This is a genomic window from Emticicia sp. 17c, from assembly GCF_037153985.1.
Lineage (GTDB): Bacteria > Bacteroidota > Bacteroidia > Cytophagales > Spirosomataceae > Emticicia.
Genome location: NZ_JBBAYI010000018.1, coordinates 1 through 24,526, shown reverse-complemented (window position 1 = coordinate 24,526; position 24,526 = coordinate 1). Strand labels below are relative to the sequence as shown.

Annotated in this window: 15 protein-coding genes; 11 read left to right on the top strand and 4 right to left on the bottom strand. The window is 40.2% G+C overall.

Going from position 1 to position 24,526, the window contains the following annotated elements; translation table 11 throughout:
* Positions 1-21: 21 nt before the first annotated feature.
* Complete coding sequence (locus WAA15_RS22945; RefSeq protein ID WP_337045190.1) at positions 22-777, top strand: GLPGLI family protein; 756 nt, start codon at positions 22-24, stop codon at positions 775-777.
* A 197-nt stretch (positions 778-974) separates the two neighbouring features.
* Here the strand turns inward: WAA15_RS22945 and WAA15_RS22940 are convergent, their stop codons facing one another.
* The 4 genes from WAA15_RS22940 to WAA15_RS22925 form a co-directional block, all read right to left on the bottom strand.
* Positions 975-2,654, bottom strand: a complete 1,680-nt coding sequence (locus WAA15_RS22940; protein ID WP_337045189.1) for a hypothetical protein — start codon at positions 2,652-2,654, stop codon at positions 975-977.
* Between the two features lie 68 nt (positions 2,655-2,722).
* Positions 2,723-4,600, bottom strand: a complete 1,878-nt coding sequence (gene yidC / locus WAA15_RS22935; RefSeq protein ID WP_337045188.1) for a membrane protein insertase YidC — start codon at positions 4,598-4,600, stop codon at positions 2,723-2,725.
* A 138-nt stretch (positions 4,601-4,738) separates the two neighbouring features.
* A complete protein-coding gene (locus WAA15_RS22930; protein WP_337045187.1) occupies positions 4,739-6,388 on the bottom strand; it encodes a CTP synthase in 1,650 nt (549 codons plus the stop codon).
* 147 nt (positions 6,389-6,535) lie between these two features.
* Positions 6,536-7,351: a hypothetical protein gene (locus WAA15_RS22925; protein ID WP_337045186.1), complete on the bottom strand. Its 816-nt coding sequence runs from the start codon at positions 7,349-7,351 to the stop codon at positions 6,536-6,538.
* A gap of 340 nt (positions 7,352-7,691) precedes the next feature.
* On the opposite strand from WAA15_RS22925, the gene WAA15_RS22920 reads away from it, so the two are divergent.
* From WAA15_RS22920 to WAA15_RS22875, 10 genes are all read left to right on the top strand, one after another.
* Positions 7,692-8,672: an oxygenase MpaB family protein gene (locus WAA15_RS22920; protein WP_337045185.1), complete on the top strand. Its 981-nt coding sequence runs from the start codon at positions 7,692-7,694 to the stop codon at positions 8,670-8,672.
* 53 nt (positions 8,673-8,725) lie between these two features.
* Positions 8,726-9,370 carry a TetR family transcriptional regulator C-terminal domain-containing protein gene (locus tag WAA15_RS22915; RefSeq protein WP_337045184.1) on the top strand — a complete coding sequence of 215 codons (645 nt, stop codon included), beginning with the start codon at positions 8,726-8,728 and terminating at the stop codon, positions 9,368-9,370.
* 159 nt (positions 9,371-9,529) lie between these two features.
* A complete protein-coding gene (locus WAA15_RS22910) occupies positions 9,530-10,510 on the top strand; it encodes a hypothetical protein (protein WP_337045183.1) in 981 nt (326 codons plus the stop codon).
* Positions 10,511-10,577: 67 nt separating this feature from the next.
* Positions 10,578-11,912 (top strand): ABC1 kinase family protein, encoded by a 1,335-nt coding sequence (locus WAA15_RS22905; protein ID WP_337045182.1) that lies wholly within the window; start codon positions 10,578-10,580, stop codon positions 11,910-11,912.
* Between the two features lie 111 nt (positions 11,913-12,023).
* Positions 12,024-13,553, top strand: a complete 1,530-nt coding sequence (locus tag WAA15_RS22900) for a bifunctional metallophosphatase/5'-nucleotidase (RefSeq protein ID WP_337045181.1) — start codon at positions 12,024-12,026, stop codon at positions 13,551-13,553.
* Positions 13,554-13,638: 85 nt separating this feature from the next.
* Complete coding sequence (locus WAA15_RS22895) at positions 13,639-14,154, top strand: hypothetical protein (protein ID WP_337045180.1); 516 nt, start codon at positions 13,639-13,641, stop codon at positions 14,152-14,154.
* A 13-nt stretch (positions 14,155-14,167) separates the two neighbouring features.
* Complete coding sequence (locus WAA15_RS22890) at positions 14,168-14,908, top strand: LVIVD repeat-containing protein (protein ID WP_337045179.1); 741 nt, start codon at positions 14,168-14,170, stop codon at positions 14,906-14,908.
* Positions 14,908-15,615 (top strand): hypothetical protein, encoded by a 708-nt coding sequence (locus WAA15_RS22885; protein WP_337045178.1) that lies wholly within the window; start codon positions 14,908-14,910, stop codon positions 15,613-15,615. Before WAA15_RS22890 ends, WAA15_RS22885 begins: the two co-directional genes overlap by 1 nt.
* Positions 15,578-16,639, top strand: coding sequence for a type IX secretion system protein PorQ (gene porQ / locus WAA15_RS22880; RefSeq protein WP_337045177.1), 1,062 nt, complete (start codon positions 15,578-15,580; stop codon positions 16,637-16,639). The genes WAA15_RS22885 and porQ overlap by 38 nt, the downstream gene beginning before the upstream one ends.
* A gap of 283 nt (positions 16,640-16,922) precedes the next feature.
* The coding region (locus WAA15_RS22875) for an Ig-like domain-containing protein (RefSeq protein WP_337045176.1) at positions 16,923-24,526 on the top strand (7,604 nt) is incomplete at its 3' end.

Genomic DNA, 24,526 nt, shown 5'->3' with positions numbered 1-24,526 from the left:
AATATTAAAAACACATCATATATGAGAGCTATAAACAAATATCCGTTGCGCTTGTTACTGTTAATCTTACTGATGCCATTTATGAGTTTTGCACAAAAAAATGAAGGCATGGTTATTTATGAGCGTCAGGAATTCTGGTCAAAAATCGTGGGGCAATTAAGTTATATGTCAAACGAAGAAAAAGAACGTGTAAAGCAAACGTGGGGCCGTGACGATGAAGGTTGGAAGACCAAAACAAAGTTGTTTTTCAATGCCAACGAAAGCCTTCTCACAAACGTTGAAGAAGCCAGCGAATATGGGTGGTCGTCTAGGTCAGAGGAATACTACATTTACCGAAACTTTGAAAAAGAGAAAAAAACCGAAATCATTGAAATGTTAGGTAAAACATATATTGTAGATGATTCTTTACACGCACCTAACTGGAAAATCATGAACCAGATTAAAGATATAGCAGGGTATATCTGTATGAAGGCCGTTACTGAAGACACCGTAAAGCATCAGAAAATAACAGCATGGTTTACTGGTGATATTCCGGTTTCGACAGGTCCTGAGCGTTTCTTTGGTTTACCCGGCTTAATATTAGGCTTGGAAGTGAACGACGGCGACGTAGTTATTACAGCTACAACCGTAGAATTCAAGAAACTGGATAAAGAAATAAGCCTTCCTAAATTAAGAGGTAAAAAAATAAAAGATGCTGACTACGACCAACTGATAGCCAAGCATATTAAAGACAGTATAAAATCATACCGGAATCCGTACTGGGCAATTAAATATTAGCTTTAAAGGGTTCAATAAGAATAGGAGGTGTGTAAGCATCTCCTATTTATTTTGCCTATACAGAAGCAAAATACTCGTTTAAACTGAAAGCAAAATGGTGGGTATTTCTGACAGAAAATGTAATAAGGCATTTACCAGTAATAAAAAAGCAGTAGTAAGATTCATTACTACTGCTTTTTTATTGCCTTTCAGGGCTTTTATCGGGCAACTTCTATGAATTTGCCATCCTGATATTTAATGATAGGTACAATCTGATTTTCGTGCGAACGGTTGGTATAATCGAAACCATCAAGGGTGTAGCCTTGTGTGTACTCGATAGAGTCGAGGTTGTTACGAAGCCTGTTTTTGCCTGATTTTAACATTCGACCATAAAAAAGCATCATATCATAACCCCAGTACCCATAGTACGATGGTGCAATGTTCTGGCTATTAATGTAAGTGCTTCTGAAATTCTTTACTTCTTCTTTCTCACGGTCAATGTAGTCAAGCTGAATCAGGTATAAATCACGGTTAAATACATTTAGTGAGGAGCTTTCAAAATCAAAAGCAGACGAAGCTGCAATAATAGGAGCATTTACTTTTTTCTTATCTAAGGCACTAATTATTTTCTGGCCAAAGGTTGGGTCGCTACCTGCAATAAAAATATGGTCGGGTTTGCGTTTTACATCAATGTCGTCAGCTTTGATATATTTTTTTATAGCAAATACATTCAGCCCCTTTTCAAGTGCTTTGTCACGATAAATATAAGCAAAGGTAGAATCCTTGCGGGTATTACCATAATAGATACTAACCGAACGCGCCGAATTTTCGTTAACCATGTATTCAATAGCTTTTGCTGCCTGTGTTTCATAAGAAGGAGAGGCGAGAAAAGCTATTTTATCGTTGTTAACTAGCTGCCGGTTATTCGATAAAGGGTGTACCTGTATTATATCGTTAGACTTAGCAAAACTATTTGCTATTTTGTTTACCTCAGGATAAAGCGGGCCTATAATTAGGTCAACTTTTTCAAAGGCACGGTCGTTTACAAGGTCACTTACAGGTTTGGCCTCCCGCTCTACATCAAAGGCATAAAGGTTAACTGTAATCTGTTCAGAAGCTAGTTTTTCCTGAGCCAGTTTCATGCCTACGTACATATCATAAACATACTGGTTGGCACGGTTAGGGCGGTTAGGGTCAAACTCAAATAAACGAAAAGGTAACAATACGGCAACATTAATGGCGTCGTCGTTTTCTTTAGATTTATTTTTTTTAGGCTTGATGCTTGTGTTATCTTCTCCTAAATTAAACTGGTTAGTTAGCTGGTCCGACAACTCTAGGTCTTCGCGGCTTACCACTTTGCTTTTCTGGATATTATCTACAATTAGTTGCGCAAGAATAGGATTATTGGGAGATTTCTGATAGAGTTGTTTTAATCGCGAAAGCTCTTTAATCTTGCTCAGGTAGGTATACTCCATATTTTCGATTTCCTGCCTGAACGATTTTGAACTTATACGGTTCAGGTATTGCAACGCTTCATCTGGCTTGTTTTCTGCAAAAGCAATATTGGCTGATAAATACGTGGCTTCGTCAGTTTTTTTCCAGTCAGAAAAACGTTCCGACAGTTGTCTTAACATATTGCGGGCTTCGGCGTACTTATTTAATTTGAATGCCGATAAGGCATAATAATAATGTACGTAAGGGGCAACGGAGTTGTTATACTTAGTGTTGGTGAGTGGTAGCAGTAAATCTCTGGCCTCAGCATATTTCTGGTCGGCATACAATTGCACAGCTTTTTTGTATCGCAATAAGTAGTCTTTCTCGTTAAGATTAGTCGATGATTGCGCTACTGCATAAAATGATAGGAGTAAAAAAAAGAAAAAACTTTTTGTCCTTCGCATAGGCTTATTGTTAGGGATTTACTACTAGCATTGAGCGAAGTAAACTTACTTCGCTCAATGTTAATATATTATTTCTTTTTATTCTGCTGCTTCTTTTTCTGTTCTTCCTGTTGTTTACGGGTTTCTTCAGCTAGTTTTACTTGTTTTTCCATAAACTGTGCAAACTTTCCTTTTTTCGCAGCCTGAGGATTCGCCTGAAACTTGATTTTATTGTTCATTAAAATCTCTCTGATTTTATCTTCATCAACGAAACGACGCACAACTTGTTGTTGAATAATCGTAATTACGTTAGAAATCAGGTAATAAAAGCTCAAGGCAGCCGGAAAACTATTTAATACGAAGAAGAAAACAATCGGGAAGATATAACTCATCTTCTTCATATCGATAGGCCCTGGTTGGTCTGGTGTAATCTGGTTGTTGTAGTAAGTAAATGCCAAACTCGAAAGTGTCATTAATACTACAAACAAGCTGATATGGTTACCTACAATTGGTAAACTGGTAGCCCAGCTAATCGGATAATCATAGGTTGACAGGTCAGATGCCCACAAAAAGTTTTTCTGACGGAACATAATCATGTTCGGGAACAGGAAGAAAACCGACATCAGGATTGGCATCTGTAAAAGCATAGGTACACAACCACTCAGCGGATTAACACCCACCTGTTGGTATAGCTTCATTTGCTCCTGTTGCATTTTTACTTGGTCGTCGCCTACTTTTGCCCGAATTTCATTCAGTTCTGGTGCCAGAATACGCATTTTAGCCGAACTTACATAAGACTTGTAAATAAGTGGTGTAAGCACTAATTTAATAATTAATACTACTACAATAATTAACAAGCCATAGTTACTTACTATGTTTTCTACTAAGCCGAACAATGGTACAAATATGTAACGGTTAATAGGTTTTACGAAGTCATAACCCAGATAAACGTTTCTGTGAAAGCCTTCAGTAACTGTTTTAACCAAATGGTAATCGTTTGGCCCGAAATAGAAACGGTAATTTCCTTTACCAGTTTTTAGGTCAGAAATAGGTAAATTTGCATCTACTTCTGCAATTTTTACCACATTTGGGTTTGTTTCAGGCGTTGTGAGCTTAAGTTTAGCATTGGTAAGCGCCTGATTCTTACTTACAAAACCCGTAATAAAGTATTTTTGTTTAAACGAAAACCATCTGATAGGGTCATTCAGGGTTGTTTCATCGTTGCCGACTTTATTAGAACCCATGTCGTCAAACTCATCTTCTTTTGCATTCCAGAAGTTAATTTGTGCCGACTTGCGGTTTTCGTTAATATCATGTTCCAGTACTTTCAGGTTATCCTGCCAGTATAAGCGAACCGGCTGATTCTGTACCAGCGCATCTAACCCAACCAGATTAAGGTCGTAATCAACAATATAGCCAGTACCTTTAATGGTATATACCTGCTCAACGTATTGGTTGTCGCCTAGTGCGAGCTTAAACGCAATTTTAGTTGAATCGCCTGCTTTCAGAACTGTTGATTGTGTTGATGAGGTATAAAAAAGTTTCTTTAAATCTACTTTTCCTTTATTGGTCTGAATCTCAAGACTAATGGTTGAACTCTTTTCATCAAAAAGGGTCAAAGGTTTTTTGTTTCCTGCCTTGAAATCGTCATAAGTAGAATAATTTTTCAGAATTACTTCTTTTACCGAGCCGCCCTTTGTACTGAAAACAAATTTGGCATCTTGGTTTTCTATGATTATATCCTGCGCAGTTCCGGTAGCTGCCGAAGCAAAATCACCGAAAGCAGCTTTGATGGCTGTGGTATCTGTTATCGGAGTGTTTTTAGGTTCTACTTTCGTAGCAGTTGGGGGTACTGCCGGTTTTTGCTCTTGTGGCGGAGTAGACGGCATAAAGTAAGTATAACCGGCCCACATTGCCAACAACAGCACAATACCAATTATCTGGTTTTTGTCTATTAATTTTTCCATTAAAAATTTATAATTCGTAAAAAATACACTTCACAACTTTAAAATTGTTGTACAAAAGTCGCAAAGATTCGTAATAAATCCTAATTTACAGGCTTCTCTAACAATCTGTTACTAAAAGTTTAATATGCTATTAAGGTTTTAATGCAACACCATTTTTTTGCTGGAAGCATATTCAATAGCAGCTTTCACGAAGTTCACAAACAATGGGTGTGGTGCCATTACCGTACTTTTTAATTCGGGGTGGAACTGTACACCTATAAAATATGGATGATTAGGCAACTCGACGATTTCTACCAGACCGCTGTCAGGGTTAATTCCTGAAATAATCATTCCGGCGGCCTCATAATCTTTCAGGTACTTGTTATTGAATTCCCAACGGTGGCGATGACGCTCGCTAATGTTGGCTTTACCATATATTTTTCGAGCCAGCGTTTTGTCCTTTACCTTACAAGCATAAGCACCTAAACGCATGGTACCACCTTTATCGGTTACGTTTTTCTGGGTCTCCATTAAATCAATCACAGGGAATTGAGTATCTGGATCCATTTCAGTAGAGTGTGCTTGTGGCATTCCGATAACGTTTCTGGCAAACTCGATACAAGCCATTTGCATACCCAAACAAATACCAAAGAATGGAATATTGTTCTCTCTCACATAGCGCACCGCAGCAATTTTTCCTTCAATGCCTCGTTCGCCAAAACCCGGAGCTACTAAAACGCCATCAAGACCTTCAAATTTTTCAGCAATATTATCAGGGGTCAGGCTTTCAGAGTGAATCCATTCGATAGAGACTTTACACTCATTGGCTGCTCCTGCATGAATAAACGATTCTGCAATTGATTTGTAAGCATCTTTTAGCTCAACGTACTTGCCTATAAGCCCGATGGTTACCTGCTCAATAGGGTTTTTAAGTCTGCCCAGAAAGCCTTTCCACGCATCCATATCGGCATCTTGGTCATTATAGATGTCGAGCATATATAACACCCGTTGGTCGAGTTTTTCTTTCTGCATCAACAATGGTACATCGTAAATGGTTTCAGCGTCCATTGCTTCAATAACAGAGTTTTGTTCAACGTTACAGAAGAGTGCTATTTTTCTGCGAATATCCTGTGGGAGAGGGTGTTCGGTACGGCAAACAATAATATCAGGTTGCACGCCCGACTCTTGCAACATTTTAACCGAGTGTTGGGTTGGTTTGGTTTTTAACTCTCCTGCCGACTGCAAGTAAGGCACTAAGGTCAGGTGTATAACGAGTAGATTATCTTCGCCTAAATCCCATTTTAACTGGCGTACAGCTTCTACATAAGGAAGCGACTCGATGTCACCCACACAACCGCCTAGCTCTGTAATAATGATGTCGAATTTTCCTGTTTCTCCTAGTTGAAGAATATTTCTTTTGATTTCGTCAGTAATATGCGGAATTACCTGTACGGTTTTACCCAGATAATTACCCCGACGCTCTTTCATGATTACATTGTAATAGATGCGCCCAGTAGTGACATTATTGGCCTGTGAAGTAGGTACATTCAGAAAACGCTCGTAATGCCCGAGGTCAAGGTCGGTTTCTGCTCCATCGTCCGTTACGTAACATTCGCCATGTTCGTAAGGGTTAAGCGTGCCTGGGTCGACGTTGATGTAAGGGTCGAATTTTTGAATAGTTACCGATAAACCTCTTGCTTGAAGGAGTTTGGCTAATGAAGAGGCAATAATGCCTTTTCCAAGTGATGAAGTTACTCCGCCCGTAACAAAAATATACTTCGGATTGCGGGTTTGCCCGTTCATTGACATGTGGTCTTAAATCTTTGATTACGGGATACAAAGTTACGATTTTTTGTTGAACTCTTTCGGCTAAAATCTCATAACTTTTTTGTTTTTGCTATAATGATTTGATTATCAGTGTTTTATAAATATTGATTTTTTTTGAAGATTTTTTTACTACGGACAATTGTAAGAAAAATTCTCCTGATAGTTTTCTTCTTTTCCGTTAGATTTCCGTGTGATATTTGTTTTTACTGGAAACCCCTTGTCGTTATATTCATATTTGTACGAATACTCCACATTGCCATCAGCCGTAGCTATTCGGGCTGCTGTAACATTATTTTTATTAATAAAATAAGTGGTGTTTTCGGCTCCTACTTTCGATGTGAAAATAACAAAATAAAGCATAATTGTATTGAAAGGAGTAGCTATATAAGGGGCATTTTTATTATCAAAACTCAGGTTTTCGAGTATGGTCTGGGTTTTGCCATTTTGGGTCAGGTTTATTTTTTTTATGTTACTGTTAGCATCATATTCAATACTAGTATCTAGTACATCATCAAAAATAGGTAAAGCCAGTTTTATACGTTCAACCTGTTTTTTACTGTTTGTCGTAATAGAGCTTTTAAAGGCAAAAGGTTTGCCTGTACTGTCTTTGCCGTAAAAAGTGAGCAGTGTCATCGCGCCTTGCGCATCATAATCGAAGGTGATATAATTACCTTGCTCGAAGGTATTTTCGGCTTTTACAGGTAAGCCATTAATGTAGGTTATTTTATTAAAACCAGAGAAACCTTGTAGCGTATTTAGTAATTTTTGAGTATCGTAACTGAAATTATAAATAATACCATATCCATGATTAGCATTTTTAATGAAACACACCTGCTTTTGCTGTTCCTGCTGTTTTATTTCCAGAAGATTTACCTCCTTTTTATTACAGGTCAGAAACAATAGCAGTACAAGTACTAGAATATGTGATGGTTTTAATTGGGTCATGTAGTAAGCATGTTATATTAGCCAGAGTAGTTTATAATTAATAACCTGATTCATAAAAACATATTTGTTTTGATAGGCATAAGTTGGCAGTAGGTGTCATGCCAGCTATGCTTTACGAATAGGTATTGGTATTTTAAACATATCTCATAGAAAAGAAACTGAGCAAATATCATGCAGAAAAATGAGAATATAAATTTTTAATCGATATAAGCTCCGAAGCACTGAAATGTAGGCCAAATATAGCGGGCAAAACAAACATTTTCTTTTTATTGATTGTTGTTCTTGACGGGAAACGCATCGAGTAATACAGATTTTAATTATGTTCAAATAAAGTTTCGGTATGAAAACACAGGCTTTTATAGAAAACCAATTGGCTTATTACAGAGGTGAGGGCGATAAACCAGCCGACACTCTTATCGAACAATGGGTGCGAGAAGAAGGCATTCTGTCTTTACGCCAGTCAATGTCTTTTCTGGCCGATTTTAAATGCCTTGATTTTTCCGGCCAGCCACAACTATTACAGCGTTTTCTGTATGATCATTCATCGTTACCCAGATTTTTCAATAGCAAAGAGATACTCCGCGCTACTGATTTCTATCAGAAAAACCAGCAGGTTATTGGTTTAGTACTGGGTTTATATGCTTTGCCTTACTGTTACTTGGGTGCCGACGGTGCCAGAGTTCTGTATTTTTCGGAACGAATACGCAACGATACCCAGAAGCGTCTGGTCGAAACGGGCAATTTTCTGAAAGCCGTTATGCAGCATGATAACTGGGCCAGTCATAAAATATTTGCTATCTGTACAAAAGTTCGGCTCATGCACGCAGCTATCAGGTATTTTACGCTACATAGCCAGCAGTGGGACATGGGCTGGGGTTACCCCATAAATCAGGAAGATATGTTGGGTACAAATCTGGCTTTTTCGTTGGTTGTACTGAGGGGTATGCGCAAATTAGGCTATACCCTTGATGATACATACGAGCGGGCGTATCTGCATACATGGAATGTAATTGGCTTTTTGTTGGGTATTGAGCCAGATATATTGCCTGAAAATAGACAGGAGGCTTTAAAATTTGAACGCATGATAGCAGCCCGACAATTCAGACCATCGTTTGAAAGTCAGGCACTAACAGATGCCCTGATGCGCGCCGTCAGAAACATTAGCCCAAATAGTTTTACGGCCGATTTGCTGCAAGCACAATCAAGGTTTCTGCTTGGCGAAAAATACGCAGAAATACTAGGCATAAAAGAAACAAAAATACCTGACACGTTGTTGAAAGTATATAACACAACTGCTGTTCTAATGAACGATTTGTTATGAGCCAGCCAATTACTTCATGCTAACGAAATAACTAATTAAGTGATAGATAATCGATGACAAAAGATAAAATAAAACAAGCCTATATTGAGTATATTCTCGAAAAAGGAACACAACCCGAATCGGTTTATGCGTTCTGCAAAAAACTCAAAATCAAAGAGCCTGACTTTTACGAAGAGTTTTCTTCGTTTCCACAAATAGAAAGCGAAGTCTGGAAAGGCTTTTGTACAGATGCCATTGTTTCAGCACAAAAAGAAGAAGTATATGCCGACTACTCCGTTCGAGAAAAACTTCTGGCTTTCTTCTATACATGGATAGAAATATTAAAGCAAAACAGAAGTTTCATTCTGAAAGCTTACGAAACACTTCAAAAGCCTGTTTACGCCAAGCGAAATACCCAACTAGCTGATTTTAAAACAGTTTTTTACAGTTATATAAACGAACTATTGCTCGAAGCACGTGAGACTAAAGAGGTAGAGCAACGGCCTATTCCGCAATTAACTCAGCGGTATCCTGATTTATTCTGGGCTAAGGCATTGTTTATTCTGGATTTCTGGATAAATGATACCAGTAAATCATTTGAAAAAACCGATACCATGATAGAAAAATCGGTCAATACGGCTTTTGATTTGTTAGGTCGTTCGCCGCTCGATTCATTATTTGATTTAGGGAAGTTTTTATTTCAGAACAGAAGAGTATAGAACTGCCAACACAAGAAAGCAATTGCTCATATAAACCCACCCAAAGCAGTTGAAAGTATTAAGAGTTGGTTTTTTAAAAATAAAACAACGGTTTTGTTAATACCAAAAAGAGCTATCTCTTAAATTTACTCTTGATTAATAAAATTAACCTGAATAGAAATGGCTGCCTTTGAACTGGAAGATTTTCTGCTGATAAGAAAAGTAGATAGTTATAGTGAAATCAGGGGGATTCCTATTTATGTATATGATGACAGGCGAATGCAATGCAGGGTTATCAGAAATAATGCCCAAAGCTTTACTAGTAATATTGTTCTTCTTGTCGAAATAAAAGTAATCAAGGGAATTCTCGAACGAACATCATTCCATTTAAAAGAATTAACCAAACCTCTTTTTAATGAAAATACAGGTGCGCTCAAGCCTCTTTATAGTGAGTTAGTTTCGGCGGGGCTTAGTTGTAGCTCAACTGTGGGCAGTATGGGTGTAACGGCAGGAAGTGCAGCAGCAGGTTTTGAAACCTTTGGAGCAACATGGGCTATAACGGCCGTAAGCTGGGTAAACCTCACTACAAGTGCCGCACTTTGTGGCAATGATTTGGGGCGGCTTAAAATTGCTCTGGGTGATGCAATCAAGCACAAGAAGGTCAGAGATGACATAGAAGAACTTGCCATGCTCGATAACTCGGATGCCTATACCACAACAAAAAATGTAGTAGAAGTAGTAAATCTGGCGGCATCTCTTAAAAGTACTGCGAAGTATGCTTTTAAAAAACCTTTGCAGGCTTCTTATACCGAACTGAAGTATATCAGGAAAATGAAAGGGGCTAAACGACTGGAACCCCTGAAAACAGAGCTGGAAAAATTCAAATTTATTAATACCAAAAAATTTGAAGATACCGCACAGGGAATTATGGCTAAAAAAGGCATGGGTGTAGGTAATTCGGAAATGGATAAACTCATAAAACTCAGAAAAGCCCACCTGAACCAACTTAATTTCAAGAATCTTCAAAAAGATTTTATAAAAGACTTCAAAGGGATTCTTGTTGATAAAATTAAAGGTGCAGCCCCCGATATAATTAAAGGTGTAAACAATTTCCTTAACGAAGAAACAACCGTGGTGACTTTTCATTTTGTTGAAATCTGAGTCTGAAAAGGTCGGCTATTTTTCATTAATAAAATGATAAACAATTGGCCACTTAATTAATAATTGTATGAATTCACAGGATAAAATACCTACTTCTAAAGTAGCCAGAGCTACGCAGTTTGTGAAAGCAGGGGTAAAAGTAGGAGGTAATTATATTAAACATTACAGTAAAAAAATACTCGACCCATCGTTAAGCAAGGAAGAACTTCACAGAGATAACGCGGCCGATGTGTACGAAACCCTGAGTAACCTGAAAGGCAGTGCCTTGAAAGTAGCGCAAATGATGAGTATGGATAAAAACTTGCTACCTCGCGCCTATACCGACAAGTTTGCTATGTCTCAATATTCAGCTCCGCCTTTGTCGTCTCCGTTGGTTATTAAAACTTTCAAGCAATATTTCGGGAAGTCACCGTCTGAGATATTCGATAAATTCGATTTAAAGGCCGAAAACGCTGCTTCAATAGGGCAGGTGCATACGGCTTATAAGGATGGCAAAAAACTGGCCATAAAAATTCAGTATCCGGGAGTGGCCGAAAGTATTAGCTCTGACCTGAAAATGGCAAGACCCCTAGCTGTGCAGTTGCTTAAACTAAACGACGCCGAAATTGACAGATACTTTAAAGAAGTAGAAGAACGCTTGTTGGAAGAATCGGACTATGATTTGGAACTCAGGCGTTCGGTTGAAATAACCGATGCGTGTAGCCATATTCCACATTTGTTTTTTCCGAAGTATTACCCTGAATATTCTTCAAACAGAATTCTGACGATGGACTGGATTGAAGGTTTGCATCTGAAAGAGTTTCTGGATACTAATCCATCGCAGGAGATTCGGAACCAGATAGGGCAGGCACTCTGGGATTTCTATGATTTCCAGATGCACACCTTGCGCAAAGTACATGCCGACCCACATCCGGGCAATTTTCTGATGACTCCCGACGGCCAGTTAGGTGTAATAGATTTTGGTTGTATCAAGGTTATTCCAGACGATTATTATGAAAATTATTTTGCCTTGATGAACCCCGATACTTTGAACGATGACGATAAAATTCAGAAGATTTTCTGGGATTTGGATTTCTTGCTGAAAGAGGATTCGCCCAAAGAACAAGCCTTTTTCTCTGAAATATTCAAGCAGATGATTCGTTTGCTAGGGCGACCCTTTAATGCACATACTTTCGATTTTGGTTCAGAGGGCTACGTTGATGAAATATACAAGTTTCTGGATTACATAGCCAATATGTCTGAATTGAAAAATGGCAATTCGGCGCGTGGCTCGCAGCATGGTTTGTATGTAAACCGCACATACTTTGGCTTATACAGCATCCTGAACGACCTGAAAGCTAATATCAGAACCACCAAGCCAGACTGGGTAACGCCTGTGCATTTAAAAGAATCGCTGGTGTAAGTTGGGCTTTTTCTATACATTTGTTTGTAAAACGCTTATAGAGTTCGGTACTTTATAAGCGTTTTGCTTTTACGTACTTTTAAACCTACTCATTAACTTAAATTTTACTTCATGAAAAAACATTTCCTTTTTGTAGCACTTGTGCTTATACTGGGTGCTTGCCGTACTGCTAAAGTTAGTACCAGCAAGGATGAAGTGGCCATTACGTTTTTACATCTGAACGATGTTTATGAAATTTCGCCGCTTGATAACGGCAAAATCGGCGGAATGGCACGTGTAGCTACTGTTCGCCAGAACTTATTACACGAAAACCCTAATACTATTACCGTACTTTCGGGTGACTTCCTGAGCCCGTCGGTAACAGGTACGCTCCGTTACGAAGGCAAAGGTATTAAAGGCCGCCAGATGGTTGACGTTATGAATGCCGTAGGTGTTGACTGGGTTTGTTTTGGAAATCATGAGTTTGACCTCGACGAAAAAGACTTGCAGGAGCGCATTAATGAGTCGAAATTTAACTGGCTCAACAGCAATGCGCTTGAAAAAATTAATGGTAAACTCGAGCCTTTCGGCAAGGTGGTAAACGGCACCAAAATGCCTTTTCCTAAAACACAGATTTACACCTTTAAAAATGCCAAAGGCGAAGAAGTAAAAATGGGTATGTTTGGCATAGTGTTACCCTCTAATCCGAAAGATTACGTATGGTATGACGATTTCTTTGAAGTAGCAAGGAAAACCTATAATGAGCTAAAACCACAGTGCGACTTTGTAGTGGCCCTGACTCATATTAACAGAGTTGATGACATCGCCTTAGCAGGAATGGTTCCAGAGTTGAAACTAATAATGGGTGGGCACGACCACGACAACATGATTGAAAAAATAGGCGATGTAATTATGGCTAAAGCCGATGCCAATGCCAAAACAGCGTATATCCATCGGGTTGTTTATAACAAAGCTACTGGCAAAGCAAGCGTAAAATCGGAGTTGAAGAAAATTAACGACCAGATTCCTGATAATCCTGAGGCGGCTATGGTAGTAAAAAAATGGGAAGATATTGCCGATGCCAGTTTCAAAGCAATTGGTATTAATAAAAACGAAGTAATTACTGACCTGAAAGAGCCGCTGGACGGCCATGAGTCGACCGTCAGGAACCAGCAAGCACTTATGGGAAGCATGATAGCCAAAGCCATGACAGCCGCTACACCGGATGCTACCGATTGTACTTTTTTTAACGGAGGGTCTATCCGTATTGATGATGTGGTATCAGGGAAAATGACCCAACTCGATGTGCTGAGAGTTTTACCTTTTGGTGGTAAAGTAATAGAGGTAAAAATGCGTGGCCGCCTACTGGAACAAATTCTTGAAACAGGGCTGAAAAATAAAGGCAGCGGCGGATACCTGCAATGGGACAGAATCACTTATGAAGCAGCCAAAAATGAATGGTATATTAATGGTAAATTGCTTGATGTAAATCAGGAATACAAGGTAGTAACGAGCGACTTCCTGCTTACCGGAAAAGAAAGAAATCTGGATTTCTTCACGAAAACAAATCCTGATATTATTTCAGTGACAGACACTTTTCCTGAAGGCGATGTTCGGAATGACATACGGAAAGCAGTAATTGCCTATCTGAAAAAAAATTAACATAAAATTTTACAACCGTTCATAGCAGATAGTAGTCATAGTAGATAGAGATAGGTTCATCCGATAGTTCCTGAATCACAACACTATGAAAAAACTATTCTTTCTTGCCATAATTGCCATCTGCTATGGTTGTACTTTACACGATGAACGAGCCGACGAAAAAGTGAATGGCTATAAGCCCGTTTATGTCGATTACGCTACAATTCGCAAAATAGAAATACAACCTGCACGAAAACTCTCGCACCCGGGCAAAATCTACGTAAAGGGTAATTATTTGTACATCAACGAATCAGGGGAGGGGATTCATATTTTTGATAATACCGATAAAACTAACCCTAAGCCGGTAGCCTTTCTGGCTATTCCGGTCAATAAAGATATATCGATTAAAAACAACCTGCTCTATGCCGACAACGCCGATGACCTCGTTGCCATTGATATAAGCGACCTCAAGAATATCAGAGTAGTAAAAAGAATAGAAAAGGCTTTTCCGTATCCCACTTTTCCTAATGAAACAGGCAAATTTGAGTGTGCCGACCCCAGTAAAGGATATGTAAAGTCGTGGGAGTATACTCAGTTAATTAACCCTAAATGTTTCAGATAAATCCAGATACTTTATGAAAAAAATCCTGCTTTTTGTATCTGTAATGATTTGCCTTTATGCTTGTAAAGGAGATGCCATGAGTATCAGTAATGATGTATCGACCGGAAAAGGAGGCTCAACGGCACGTTTTACTATTGCCAAAGATTATCTGTATGCCGTTGATAATCGGTCGCTTAGAGTTTTTAGCCTTAGTAGTCCCGAAAACCCCGTTTTCATTAAAAAAGTATTTATCAACACGGCTGTTGAAACTATTTTCCCTTTTAATGATTACCTACTGATTGGCACCCAGACAGGCATGGTAATTATGAGTATTGCCAGCCCTGAAAACCCTACAACGGTTTCGGTTTATTCTCACATTGTAGCCTGTGACCCCGTAGTAGCCGAAGGTAACTACGCTTATGTAACCCTGCGCAGTGGTACTAATTGTAACCGTAATCTGAATGCACTGGATGTGATTGATATTAAGGATATGCGAAGCCCAAAATTACTGAAAAGTTACCTGATGCAGAACCCTTATGGGTTAGGAGTAGATGGAAATCTGCTTTTTGTAACAGAAGGAGATTACGGGTTGAAGGTTTTTGATAAAAGTAACCCCAACGATTTACAACTGATTGAGCAGTTTCGGGATTTCCATGCGGTTGATGTAATTCCAGACGACAATGTTTTAATTATTACAGGTAAACAAGGCATTTACCAGTATCAGTACAATGCACAGAAAGAACTCAAGTTGCTAAGTAAAATTCCGATAGAATAATGAAATCTGCTACGCTCACTATTATTGTTAGTTTATTTTTACTGAATGGAGTACTGGCTCAGGACTCCCTCCGTACAAAACATCATCTGATATTCAAGATAGCACCGCTGTCAATGTTTGACCTTGATAACACTTTTCAGTTTGCCACAGAACATCGGCTGAGAAGTAATCGCTGGACTTTATCAGAAGAATTTGGTTACGGAAATGTGAAAGCAAATATCTGGGGAGAAAGTTTTGCAGATAGCAAGTTCAGAGAGACTTTTCGTGCAAAAATAGAACTGCGAAGATATAAACGAGAGCAAGCATTTATGGGTAGGTATATTGCTTATGAAGCATTTTATAAGCAGATTAACGATAGAATGAACAGAAACATAGGGCGAGAATGCGAAAACGGGAATTGTAATTATTTTGAATATGCTAATTATCCTGTTAACAAATACGTTATTGGTCTGACAGCGAAACTCGGTTATCAGTTAAGAATACGTGATGAATCGAAAAAAAATACCAAATTTGTATTTGATTTTTACGTTGGAGCCGGAGTAAGACGGATAATTGTTAATCACCACTACGACCAGACGCTCACAAGCGGAAGTTTTATTTATTATAGTGATGGGATATTTAGTAATTCAGGACTTGGATACAGAGACAAAGCATATAATATTCCTCATCTTGCGTTGGGTCTCAAAATTGGCTACATCATTTTTTAAACCAGCCTTAGTGGTAAGTCTGGTAGTAATCTGCTATCTTTCTGGTAGCCAATTATATGCCCAGAGTAGCTTTTCATTTCTTAATGTTCCTAATAACGCCCGTGTAAGTGCATTGGGTGGAAGCAATGTTTCATTGTTTGATAAAGATATAAATCTGCATACGTTTAATCCGGCTTTGTTAGATACCACTCAGCAAAACCAACTAGGGCTAAGTTATTCTCCGTATCTGGCACAAAGTAATTTTTTTACACTTAATTATGCTCCAAGACTAAAAAATATCTCAGGTTCAGGTCAATGGGGCATCAGTTTGCAAAACCTTAATTATGGCAGTTTTCAAGGAACCGATGCAACCGGAAATCTGACCAACAGTTTTTCGGCCAACGATTTCTCTTTAGGTATTACACACGCCAGAAAGGTAAATAATATCTCCTTTGGTATCACTACAAAACTGGTAGGTTCTGTAATAGAATCTTACAGTGCTTTGGCAATTTTAACCGACTGGGGCGGTACTTTTAAACATCCTGAACATGACCTTAATTTTGGTATTGTTGCTAAAAATGTTGGTTTTGTTGTAAAGAGTTATGGAAATATTAAACCCGATATACCTTTCGACTTGCAAATGGGTGTATCGTTCAAACCGAAATATATGCCTGCCAGATTCTCTTTTACGGCCCATCATCTATATGTGTTTGATATTGCCTACAACGACCCCACACTCAATTATACTTTTGACGAGCAAGGGAATAAAATACCTAAAAAAATATCTATTGCCGATAAACTGCTGCGACACCTAACAGTAGGGGTTGAATTATTGATTCATAAAAATTTCTATCTGATGGTTGGTTATAATCATCTACGCCATAAAGAACTGATTCTTGCTCAGTCAGGCGGCTCCGCTGGTTTTTCTTTCGGAGCTAATATGCGCCTTCGCCAATTCGGGTTTTCAACATCTTATGCTACACTCACTACCGGAAAAGGTCTTTTTACTTTCAGTGCTTTATGGGGTTTTGCCAGAAAACCCTGACTCTTTTGGTGCTAAAAACCCTGTTAATTCAGCTTGTTTCAGGCTTTTTGCTGCTACTTATATCACTAAATTCCGTTATCGTTTTTATTCCTCTGTAAAAGGCTTTTAATCTGTTTGTGTGATTTTTTAAGTACTGATAGTCAGGTATTTATGGTTTTTTGCGTATCCGTTTGATAATTATTTTTTCAAATGGCATGGCATTTGCTTGGTTAGTACATAGAAGCCCAATAAATTATTTTATAGGCTTCTCAATATACCCAACTCAATTGTTAGATAAAACTAGGTGTCCTTTGTAAAAACAAATACCTATTGCTCTCCTGAATTTAACCGTTTAAAGAGAAGCCTCTTTTGGCATACTTATGTAAGTAATAAGTTAGCCATCAGTTTAAGCGTATGCCTCTTTTTAAACCTATTTTTTTCGTCTTTTGCTCAGAATCTTACTAATTCAGATAAAAATCAAAACTTTATTACTGCTAGTGCCGGAAATACTCCGAATTCGTTAGACCCAACTTTGCTTGCAGCTAATCAGCTAACAAGTACCGGATATGAAGGAAAAATATATGCAGACGGAGAAAAATTATTTAACAAAAACCTGTTATCTGCACCAGAAAAACCAAACTACTATACATCAACCGCACTAGTAGCCTGTGATAATTTTACCTCGGCTGGTAGTATTGCCACGGCTAATAATCAAACAATAGAACTTTATTGCCAGACCTCGGTAGACCCGGCTGCTTTCCTGACTTCTAGCCCGAGTGGTGGTAGCGGAACTGCTTATTATCAATGGCAATCAAGCCCTGATAACTATACATGGACTAATATTTCGGGGGCTACGTCGAGTGGTTATAACCCTCCGGCTATTAATACGATGACCTATTATCGTCGTTTGGCCAGAAGAATAGACTGTACCGACTGGGTAGCTACTAATAGCATACTTATTGCGGTAAATATGATGCCAAGCGTAAGTCTGGCTAAGACAGACCCAAGTTGCGGTACAAGCAACGGAACAATTACAGCAACGGGTAGTGGTGGTATATTGGGAACAGGCTCTATTACTTATCAAAGATGGAATAACATCAGCGGAACCTCGGTGTCAAACCTGACAAGTAACGCTAACTATCCGAATAATCCGTCGTTGACTACTACGTTAGCGAGAGCAGAAGCTGCAATAGACCAAGCCGATAACTTTGGAGGGCGTATTGTGGGTTATATTGCACCTAGCATTACGGGTACTTACTATTTCTGGATTTCGTCGGACGATAACGGTGAACTCTGGTTAAGTACTGACAGCAACCCAGCTAATAAATCGAAAATTGCTTACCATACAAGCTGGACTAGCCCAAGAGATTGGGGAGCATTTGCTACACAGAAATCGGTCGGAATAAACCTTGTTGCTGGTCAGATTTATTACATGGAGGCCTTATACAAAGAAGGAGGGGGGGGCGACAACCTAGCCATTGGTTGGTCGAAGCCGGGTGATGCAACCAACGTACCGGCAGAGGTTATCCCGATAGATGCCATAAGACCTTACGATAACACAGGGCTTAATACTCCAACCTACCAGTTTAAGATAGGAAGCGGTTCTTATCAGACTGGTAATTCTTTTTCAGGCTTAGCGGCAGGCACTTATACTGTTACCGTGACCGACGTATTTGGTTGTACTGCTAACAGTAGTATTACGCTGGCACAAAATGGTAGTGGTACAGCAACAGCCAGTACTAATTCGCCTGTGTGTGTGGGGCAGACCATCAGTCTGAGTGCATCGAGTAGCCCTGCTGGAGCAACCTATAAGTGGACGGGCCCCAATGGTTTTAGTTCTACCTCACAAAATGTTAGCCGAACCAATGCTGCCCTTAATATGGCAGGTACTTATACTTTAGCTGTTACATTCGGTAGTGGCTGTACAGCAACAGCTACTACTACCACCGTAGTAAGTGTTTCTTCGGTTCCGGCTACACCTACTGCAACAGGTGGAAGTGTGTGTGGAAATGGCTCAGCGACACTCTCGGCAAGTGGTTGTAGCAGCGGCTCTTATTTATGGTATACTGCCGCTACCGGAGGTACTTATGTAGGTTCGGGTAGCCCTTTTAATACGCCGAGTATATCAAGCACAACTAGTTATTATGTAGAGTGTAATATAGGGGCTTGTGCTAGTTCCAGGGCTTTAGCTACTGCAGTAGTAAAGAACTTGCCTACGGCAAGCGCTACGGGAGATACCGAATGTGAAGGCGACATGATTGTTCTTGGCGCAAGTGGTGGCACATCCTATTCATGGTCAGGCCCTAACGGTTTTAGTTCATCAGATCAGAACCCGACTATCATTAATACTACGCCCAATATGACGGGTATTTATACGGTAACAGTAACCAACTCAGACAACTGTACGGCTACTGCTACTGCAAGTGTTACTGTTAATGCTATTCCGTCGGCTCCGTCGGGCAATAACGTAAGCCGCTGTGGTACCGGAACAGTAACCCTTACAGCCACAGGTTGTAGTGGTACTTATAAATGGTATGCTAATGGTTCTACTACTGCAAACTTTGCTTCTGGCGCAAGTTACACAACACCGAGTTTAACGGCTAGTACCGATTATTACGTAAGTTGTACAGTCAATAACTGCGAAAGCACAAGAACACTTATAAAGGCTATTATTTCAAGCGCACCACCTGCACCATCTACGGTTGGGGCAACTCGTTGCGGGCCGGGCTCTGTTACGCTTTCTGCAAGTGGTTGTTCTGGAACCTATTTGTGGTATATGGCTGCAACCGGCGGCTCTTCGGTGGGTTCTGGTAGTTCTTTTAGTCCATCAATCACGGGTAGTACAAATTACTATGTTGAATGTAACAATGCCTGTACAAGCCCTAGAGCGCTGGCAGTAGCAACTATGAAGCCATTGCCTTCGGCTACTGCTACTGGTGACGTTGAATGTGAAACATCAACAGTAAGCCTCGGTGCAGGTGGAGGTACTTCTTATTCGTGGGCGGGGCCATTAGGTTTTACATCATCCTTACAGAACCCAAATATTGTTAATAGTACTACCAACATGACGGGCATTTATACGGTAACAGTAACCAACTCAGACAACTGTACGGCTACTGCTACTGCAAGTGTTACTGTTAATGCTATTCCGTCGGCTCCGTCGGGCAATAACGTAAGCCGCTGTGGTACCGGAACAGTAACCCTTACAGCCACAGGTTGTAGTGGTACTTATAAATGGTATGCTAATGGTTCTACTACTGCAAACTTTGCTTCTGGCGCAAGTTACACAACACCGAGTTTAACGGCTAGTACCGATTATTATGTGAGTTGTACAGTTAATAATTGCGAAAGCACTACCCGAAAAGTTATAAGAGCAATCATTAATCCTATTCCTGGAGCACCAACCACGAATCCGATTAGCCGTTGTGGTACCGGGCCTGTGACACTTGTCGCTGACAATTGTAATGGCACATTTAACTGGTATAACTCAAGTGGTGCATACGTAGGAGGAAATAATTATACTACGGGTAATCTGTCGGTAGGTACATACACTTATTCGGTTTCTTGTACCGAGAATGGTTGTACAAGTGCCACCCGTACATCTGTAACCGTAACGGTGTTACAGCCACCTACTGCCACTGCATCTAACACCGGAACACATTGTGTTGGTACTATTTTTAAGTTAATAGGCGGTGGAAACGGAGAAAGTTTTTCATGGAGTGGACCCAATGGGTTTTCAAGTAGCGAGCAGTCACCTCAGGTGTCAGGAGCCACAGCTGCCATGAGTGGTATTTATACACTTACGGTAACGGCTTCAAATGGTTGTACGGCAACAGCTACTACTAACATGGTTATAAATGCCAACTGTACTTCGGTTTGTACGACACCCATTGCGGTAATACCGGCAAATCCAACATCTTGTACAGCTACCGATGGTAATATTTTTATAACAGAATATAGCGCAGGGCCTTACTATGAAAATAGTATGGATGGTATTACATGGTATAACTCCGAGAAAACGTATGGTGGGCTAGGGGTTGGGTATTATACCATTTTTATCAGAGATAAAACATCGAAAATAGTTTGTAGAACTATTTCAGTAACACTTACTTCTGTTACTTCTTCTTACTACACAGGCGAAACGGTAACTTCTGCTACCGACTGTGCAGCTACCAATGGTAAAATTGTTTTACAGGGTGTAAACGGAACCGACGATGTTTCTTGGATTTCTTCTACTAGCAGAAATTTCGTAAAAGTTTCTACGCTATCGCCAAGTAATACCATCAGCAACTTGTCGCCAGGGCTTTATTATGTAGTGGTTACCAGAGGTGGTAATCCGCTTTGTTATAGCGAACGTAGAGTAACCGTTGGCAATACCGGCACCCCTTGTCCTACTGGTTTGTGTACCATTGCCAGCCCGACCAACTTGTTTCCTGGTGGTGACTTTGGGTCAGGAAGCAGCATTACGGGGCCATCGCTCGCACCGGGTGAGTCTCAATATAGCTATGCGCCTATTAACTGTGACTCTCCGAATGATGGTAACTACACCATCACTAATACTACTGATTGTAATGGCTCGGCAAGTGGTGGAAACATATTTACGACTTGGGATATCCTGACACAAGACCACACTCCGGGTGATGTAAACGGGTATATGATGATTGTAAATGCTTCTTACAACCCTGATATTGTAATTGAAAGAACCATTACCAATCTATGTCCGAATACAAGATACGAATACAGTTTATGGATATATAACTTATGCCCCCCAAGTAATGTTGATGGTTGTACTATTAAACCCAACCTGACATTTCTTGTTGACGGGGTAGGAAAATACATTACAGGTACACTCAACAGTAGCGGCTGGCAACAGGTTGGTTTTACCTTTACTACGGGTAATTCAACAACCTCAACATTCAGTATCAGAAACAATGCTTTTGGGGGACAGGGAAATGACTGGGCTATTGATGATATTTCAATTATTCAGTGTTTACCAAGCATTACACAAAGTGCCAATATGACCAAGTGCCCCGGTACAACTGGTCAAGCTATTTCAGCAACAGTAACCGACGGTAGCCAGCAGTATAAATATTATAAATGGCAACAAAGTACCGACGGAGGTTCTACTTGGTCTGACTTAACAAGCGGTGCAATTGCTACTTTCTCATCAGGAGTTTATACGGTATCTTATACATTGCCTACCATTACTACTACTATGAACGGTAATATATACCGTATAATAGTAGGTACGTCAACCGCCAACCTGAATAGTTCTTCATGTTTTTATAATGGTGCAGGAACAACCCTTACAGTACCAAACATTGCTATTAATATCTCAAACACGCAAACAATTTGTGCCAATAGCAGTGCAACTATCAGTGCCAGTGCATCAGGTGGAACAAGCCCTTATAGTTATAGCTGGAATAACGGTTTAGGTTCTGGTTCATCTAAAACAGTTAACCCGTCGGCTACCACTACCTATACTGTTACTGTTACAGATGCCAATGGCTGTACAGCTACTGCCACTACTCAGGTAATTGTCACTAGTTTGCCAGGGGCTCCAACGCCAATTAACGGTAGTAAATGTGGACCCGGAACAGTTACTTTAGGGGCATCGGGGTGTGCAGGTACTATCAGTTGGTATGCTTCTAATACCTCAACGGCTATTCTGGCTACAGGTACCGGTTACACTACACCAAGTCTAAGTGCTGCTCAAACAACTTATTATGTTAACTGTACAGTAAACGGATGTGTGAGTGCATCTCGCACTGCTGTGACAGCTACTATTAATCCTATCCCTACGGCAAGTGCAACGGGTGATGTCGAATGTGCAGGAAGTACAATAAATCTAGGGGCAAGTGGTGGAAGCACCTATTCATGGGCAGGACCTTCTGGGTTTACTTCTAATCTTCAGAACCCAATTATTGCCAACGCTACTACCAATATGGCTGGTACGTATACAGTAACAGTTACTTCTGCCGAAGGGTGTACGGCTACTGCCACAGCAAGTGTAACGGTTAATCCTACACCTAATCCAACTATCAGCGGAACAAACGTAATATGTGTAGGGCAGTCAACTTCACTCACTGCTAATGGCGGAGATAGTTATGTATGGAGCACGGGAGCTACCGATGCTACTATTACCGTTAACCCTGCTACCACCACTACTTATACAGTTGCTGCCTATGCAGTCAATACGAATTATACTAATCTGGTACGAGATGCTTTAGGCTTTAATGCTTCTAATTTTACATATATCAATTCCTCAAGTTCTTTTGCTGGGCCTCAGAATTTATTTGATGGGGTAGATAACGTTAATGCAGATACTTTTCATGCGACAAGAATCACAAATGGGCAGACTTGGGGAATTGGTTATACTCTTGGAGGGGATTATCTTATTAATTCCCTGAGTATTGATGGAAGAAATGATTGCTGTACTGACCGTGTGAAAGGTGGAGTAATGCAGATATGGAAAGCAGGTGTAATGGTTTATCAGAGTAACATACTAAACGGAACAGGAAGTGGTGTAATTAGTGTAAGTCCAACACCAAATGTTATCGGAGACGAAATAAGATATGTCTTTTTGAATGGTGTAAACACAATTAGCAATGAAACTACGCTGAATTTTGCAGAATGGATTATCGGAGGAGCTAAGGTGTGCTCTGCCTCTAAACAGGTTACTGTTACTGTAAATCAACTTCCCACACCAACGGCTACTTCAAATAGTCCGGTATGTTCGGGCAAGACTTTGACATTAACAGCATCAGGTGGAACCAGTTACTCATGGGCAGGCCCTAACGGATTTGCTTCAACAGGCCAGTCTGCAAGTATTTCAAACGTAACAAATGCAGCACAGGGTACCTATACTTTAACTGTAACTAATGCCAATGGGTGTACTGCTACGGCAACTACATCGGTCATTATTAATGATATACCTAATATAAGCATTGGTTCTAATAGCCCTGTTTGTTCAGGTCAGACGCTTACTTTTACCGCATCGGGGGGAGCCAGTTACTCATGGGCTGGCCCTAACGGATTTGCTTCAACAAGTCAGAATCCTAATATTCCAAACGTTTCTTCCCAAAATTCTGGTACTTATACAGTAACTGTAACGAATGCTGCCGGATGTACAGCCACAGCTACAATAGCTATCAATCAGCCTGCCAATCTTACTGCTAATGTTGTAGGTGTAAACGTAAAATGTAACGCAGGTAACGATGGAAGCGCAACAGTAACGGCCAGTGGCGGCACTGGACCTTATACTTACCAATGGTCACCAAGTGGTGGAACGAGTGCTACGGCAAGTAGTTTAACCGCTGGAACATATACAGTCACAGTCAAAGATGCAAACAATTGTAGCGTAACGGCAACGGTGACTATCACCCAACCAGCAGTTTTAACGGCAAGCGTTACAGGAGTTAACGTAAAATGTAACGTAGGTAACGATGGCAGCGCAACAGTAACAGCCAGTGGCGGAACCGGACCTTACACCTATCAATGGTCACCAAGTGGCGGGACGAGTGCTACGGCAAGTAGCTTAACCGCTGGAACATATACAGTTACGGTAAAAGATGCAAACAATTGTAGCGTAACAGCAACGGTGACTATCACCCAGCCGACGGCTCTTACCAGAACTATCACAGGAATAAACGTAAAATGTAATGGTGGCAATGATGGCAGTGCAACGGTAACAGCCAGTGGCGGAACAGGACCTTATACTTATCAATGGTCACCAAGTGGCGGGACGAGTGCTACGGCAAGTAGTTTAACCGCTGGAACATATACAGTTACAGTCAAAGATGCGAACAATTGTAGCGTGACTGCAACGGTGACTATCACCCAACCAACAGTTTTAACGGCGAGTGTAACCGGAGTTAACGTAAAATGTAATTCAGGCAATGATGGCAG

Coding starts and splice junctions, on each gene's coding strand:
- WAA15_RS22905 (WP_337045182.1), top strand. CDS start 10,578: ATGAATTCACAGGATAAAATACCTACTTCTAAAGTAGCCAGAGCTACG.
- WAA15_RS22915 (WP_337045184.1), top strand. CDS start 8,726: ATGACAAAAGATAAAATAAAACAAGCCTATATTGAGTATATTCTCGAA.
- WAA15_RS22940 (WP_337045189.1), bottom strand. CDS start 2,654: ATGCGAAGGACAAAAAGTTTTTTCTTTTTTTTACTCCTATCATTTTAT.
- WAA15_RS22895 (WP_337045180.1), top strand. CDS start 13,639: ATGAAAAAACTATTCTTTCTTGCCATAATTGCCATCTGCTATGGTTGT.
- WAA15_RS22885 (WP_337045178.1), top strand. CDS start 14,908: ATGAAATCTGCTACGCTCACTATTATTGTTAGTTTATTTTTACTGAAT.
- WAA15_RS22930 (WP_337045187.1), bottom strand. CDS start 6,388: ATGTCAATGAACGGGCAAACCCGCAATCCGAAGTATATTTTTGTTACG.
- yidC (WP_337045188.1), bottom strand. CDS start 4,600: ATGGAAAAATTAATAGACAAAAACCAGATAATTGGTATTGTGCTGTTG.
- WAA15_RS22925 (WP_337045186.1), bottom strand. CDS start 7,351: ATGACCCAATTAAAACCATCACATATTCTAGTACTTGTACTGCTATTG.
- WAA15_RS22900 (WP_337045181.1), top strand. CDS start 12,024: ATGAAAAAACATTTCCTTTTTGTAGCACTTGTGCTTATACTGGGTGCT.
- WAA15_RS22920 (WP_337045185.1), top strand. CDS start 7,692: ATGAAAACACAGGCTTTTATAGAAAACCAATTGGCTTATTACAGAGGT.
- WAA15_RS22910 (WP_337045183.1), top strand. CDS start 9,530: ATGGCTGCCTTTGAACTGGAAGATTTTCTGCTGATAAGAAAAGTAGAT.
- WAA15_RS22945 (WP_337045190.1), top strand. CDS start 22: ATGAGAGCTATAAACAAATATCCGTTGCGCTTGTTACTGTTAATCTTA.
- WAA15_RS22890 (WP_337045179.1), top strand. CDS start 14,168: ATGAAAAAAATCCTGCTTTTTGTATCTGTAATGATTTGCCTTTATGCT.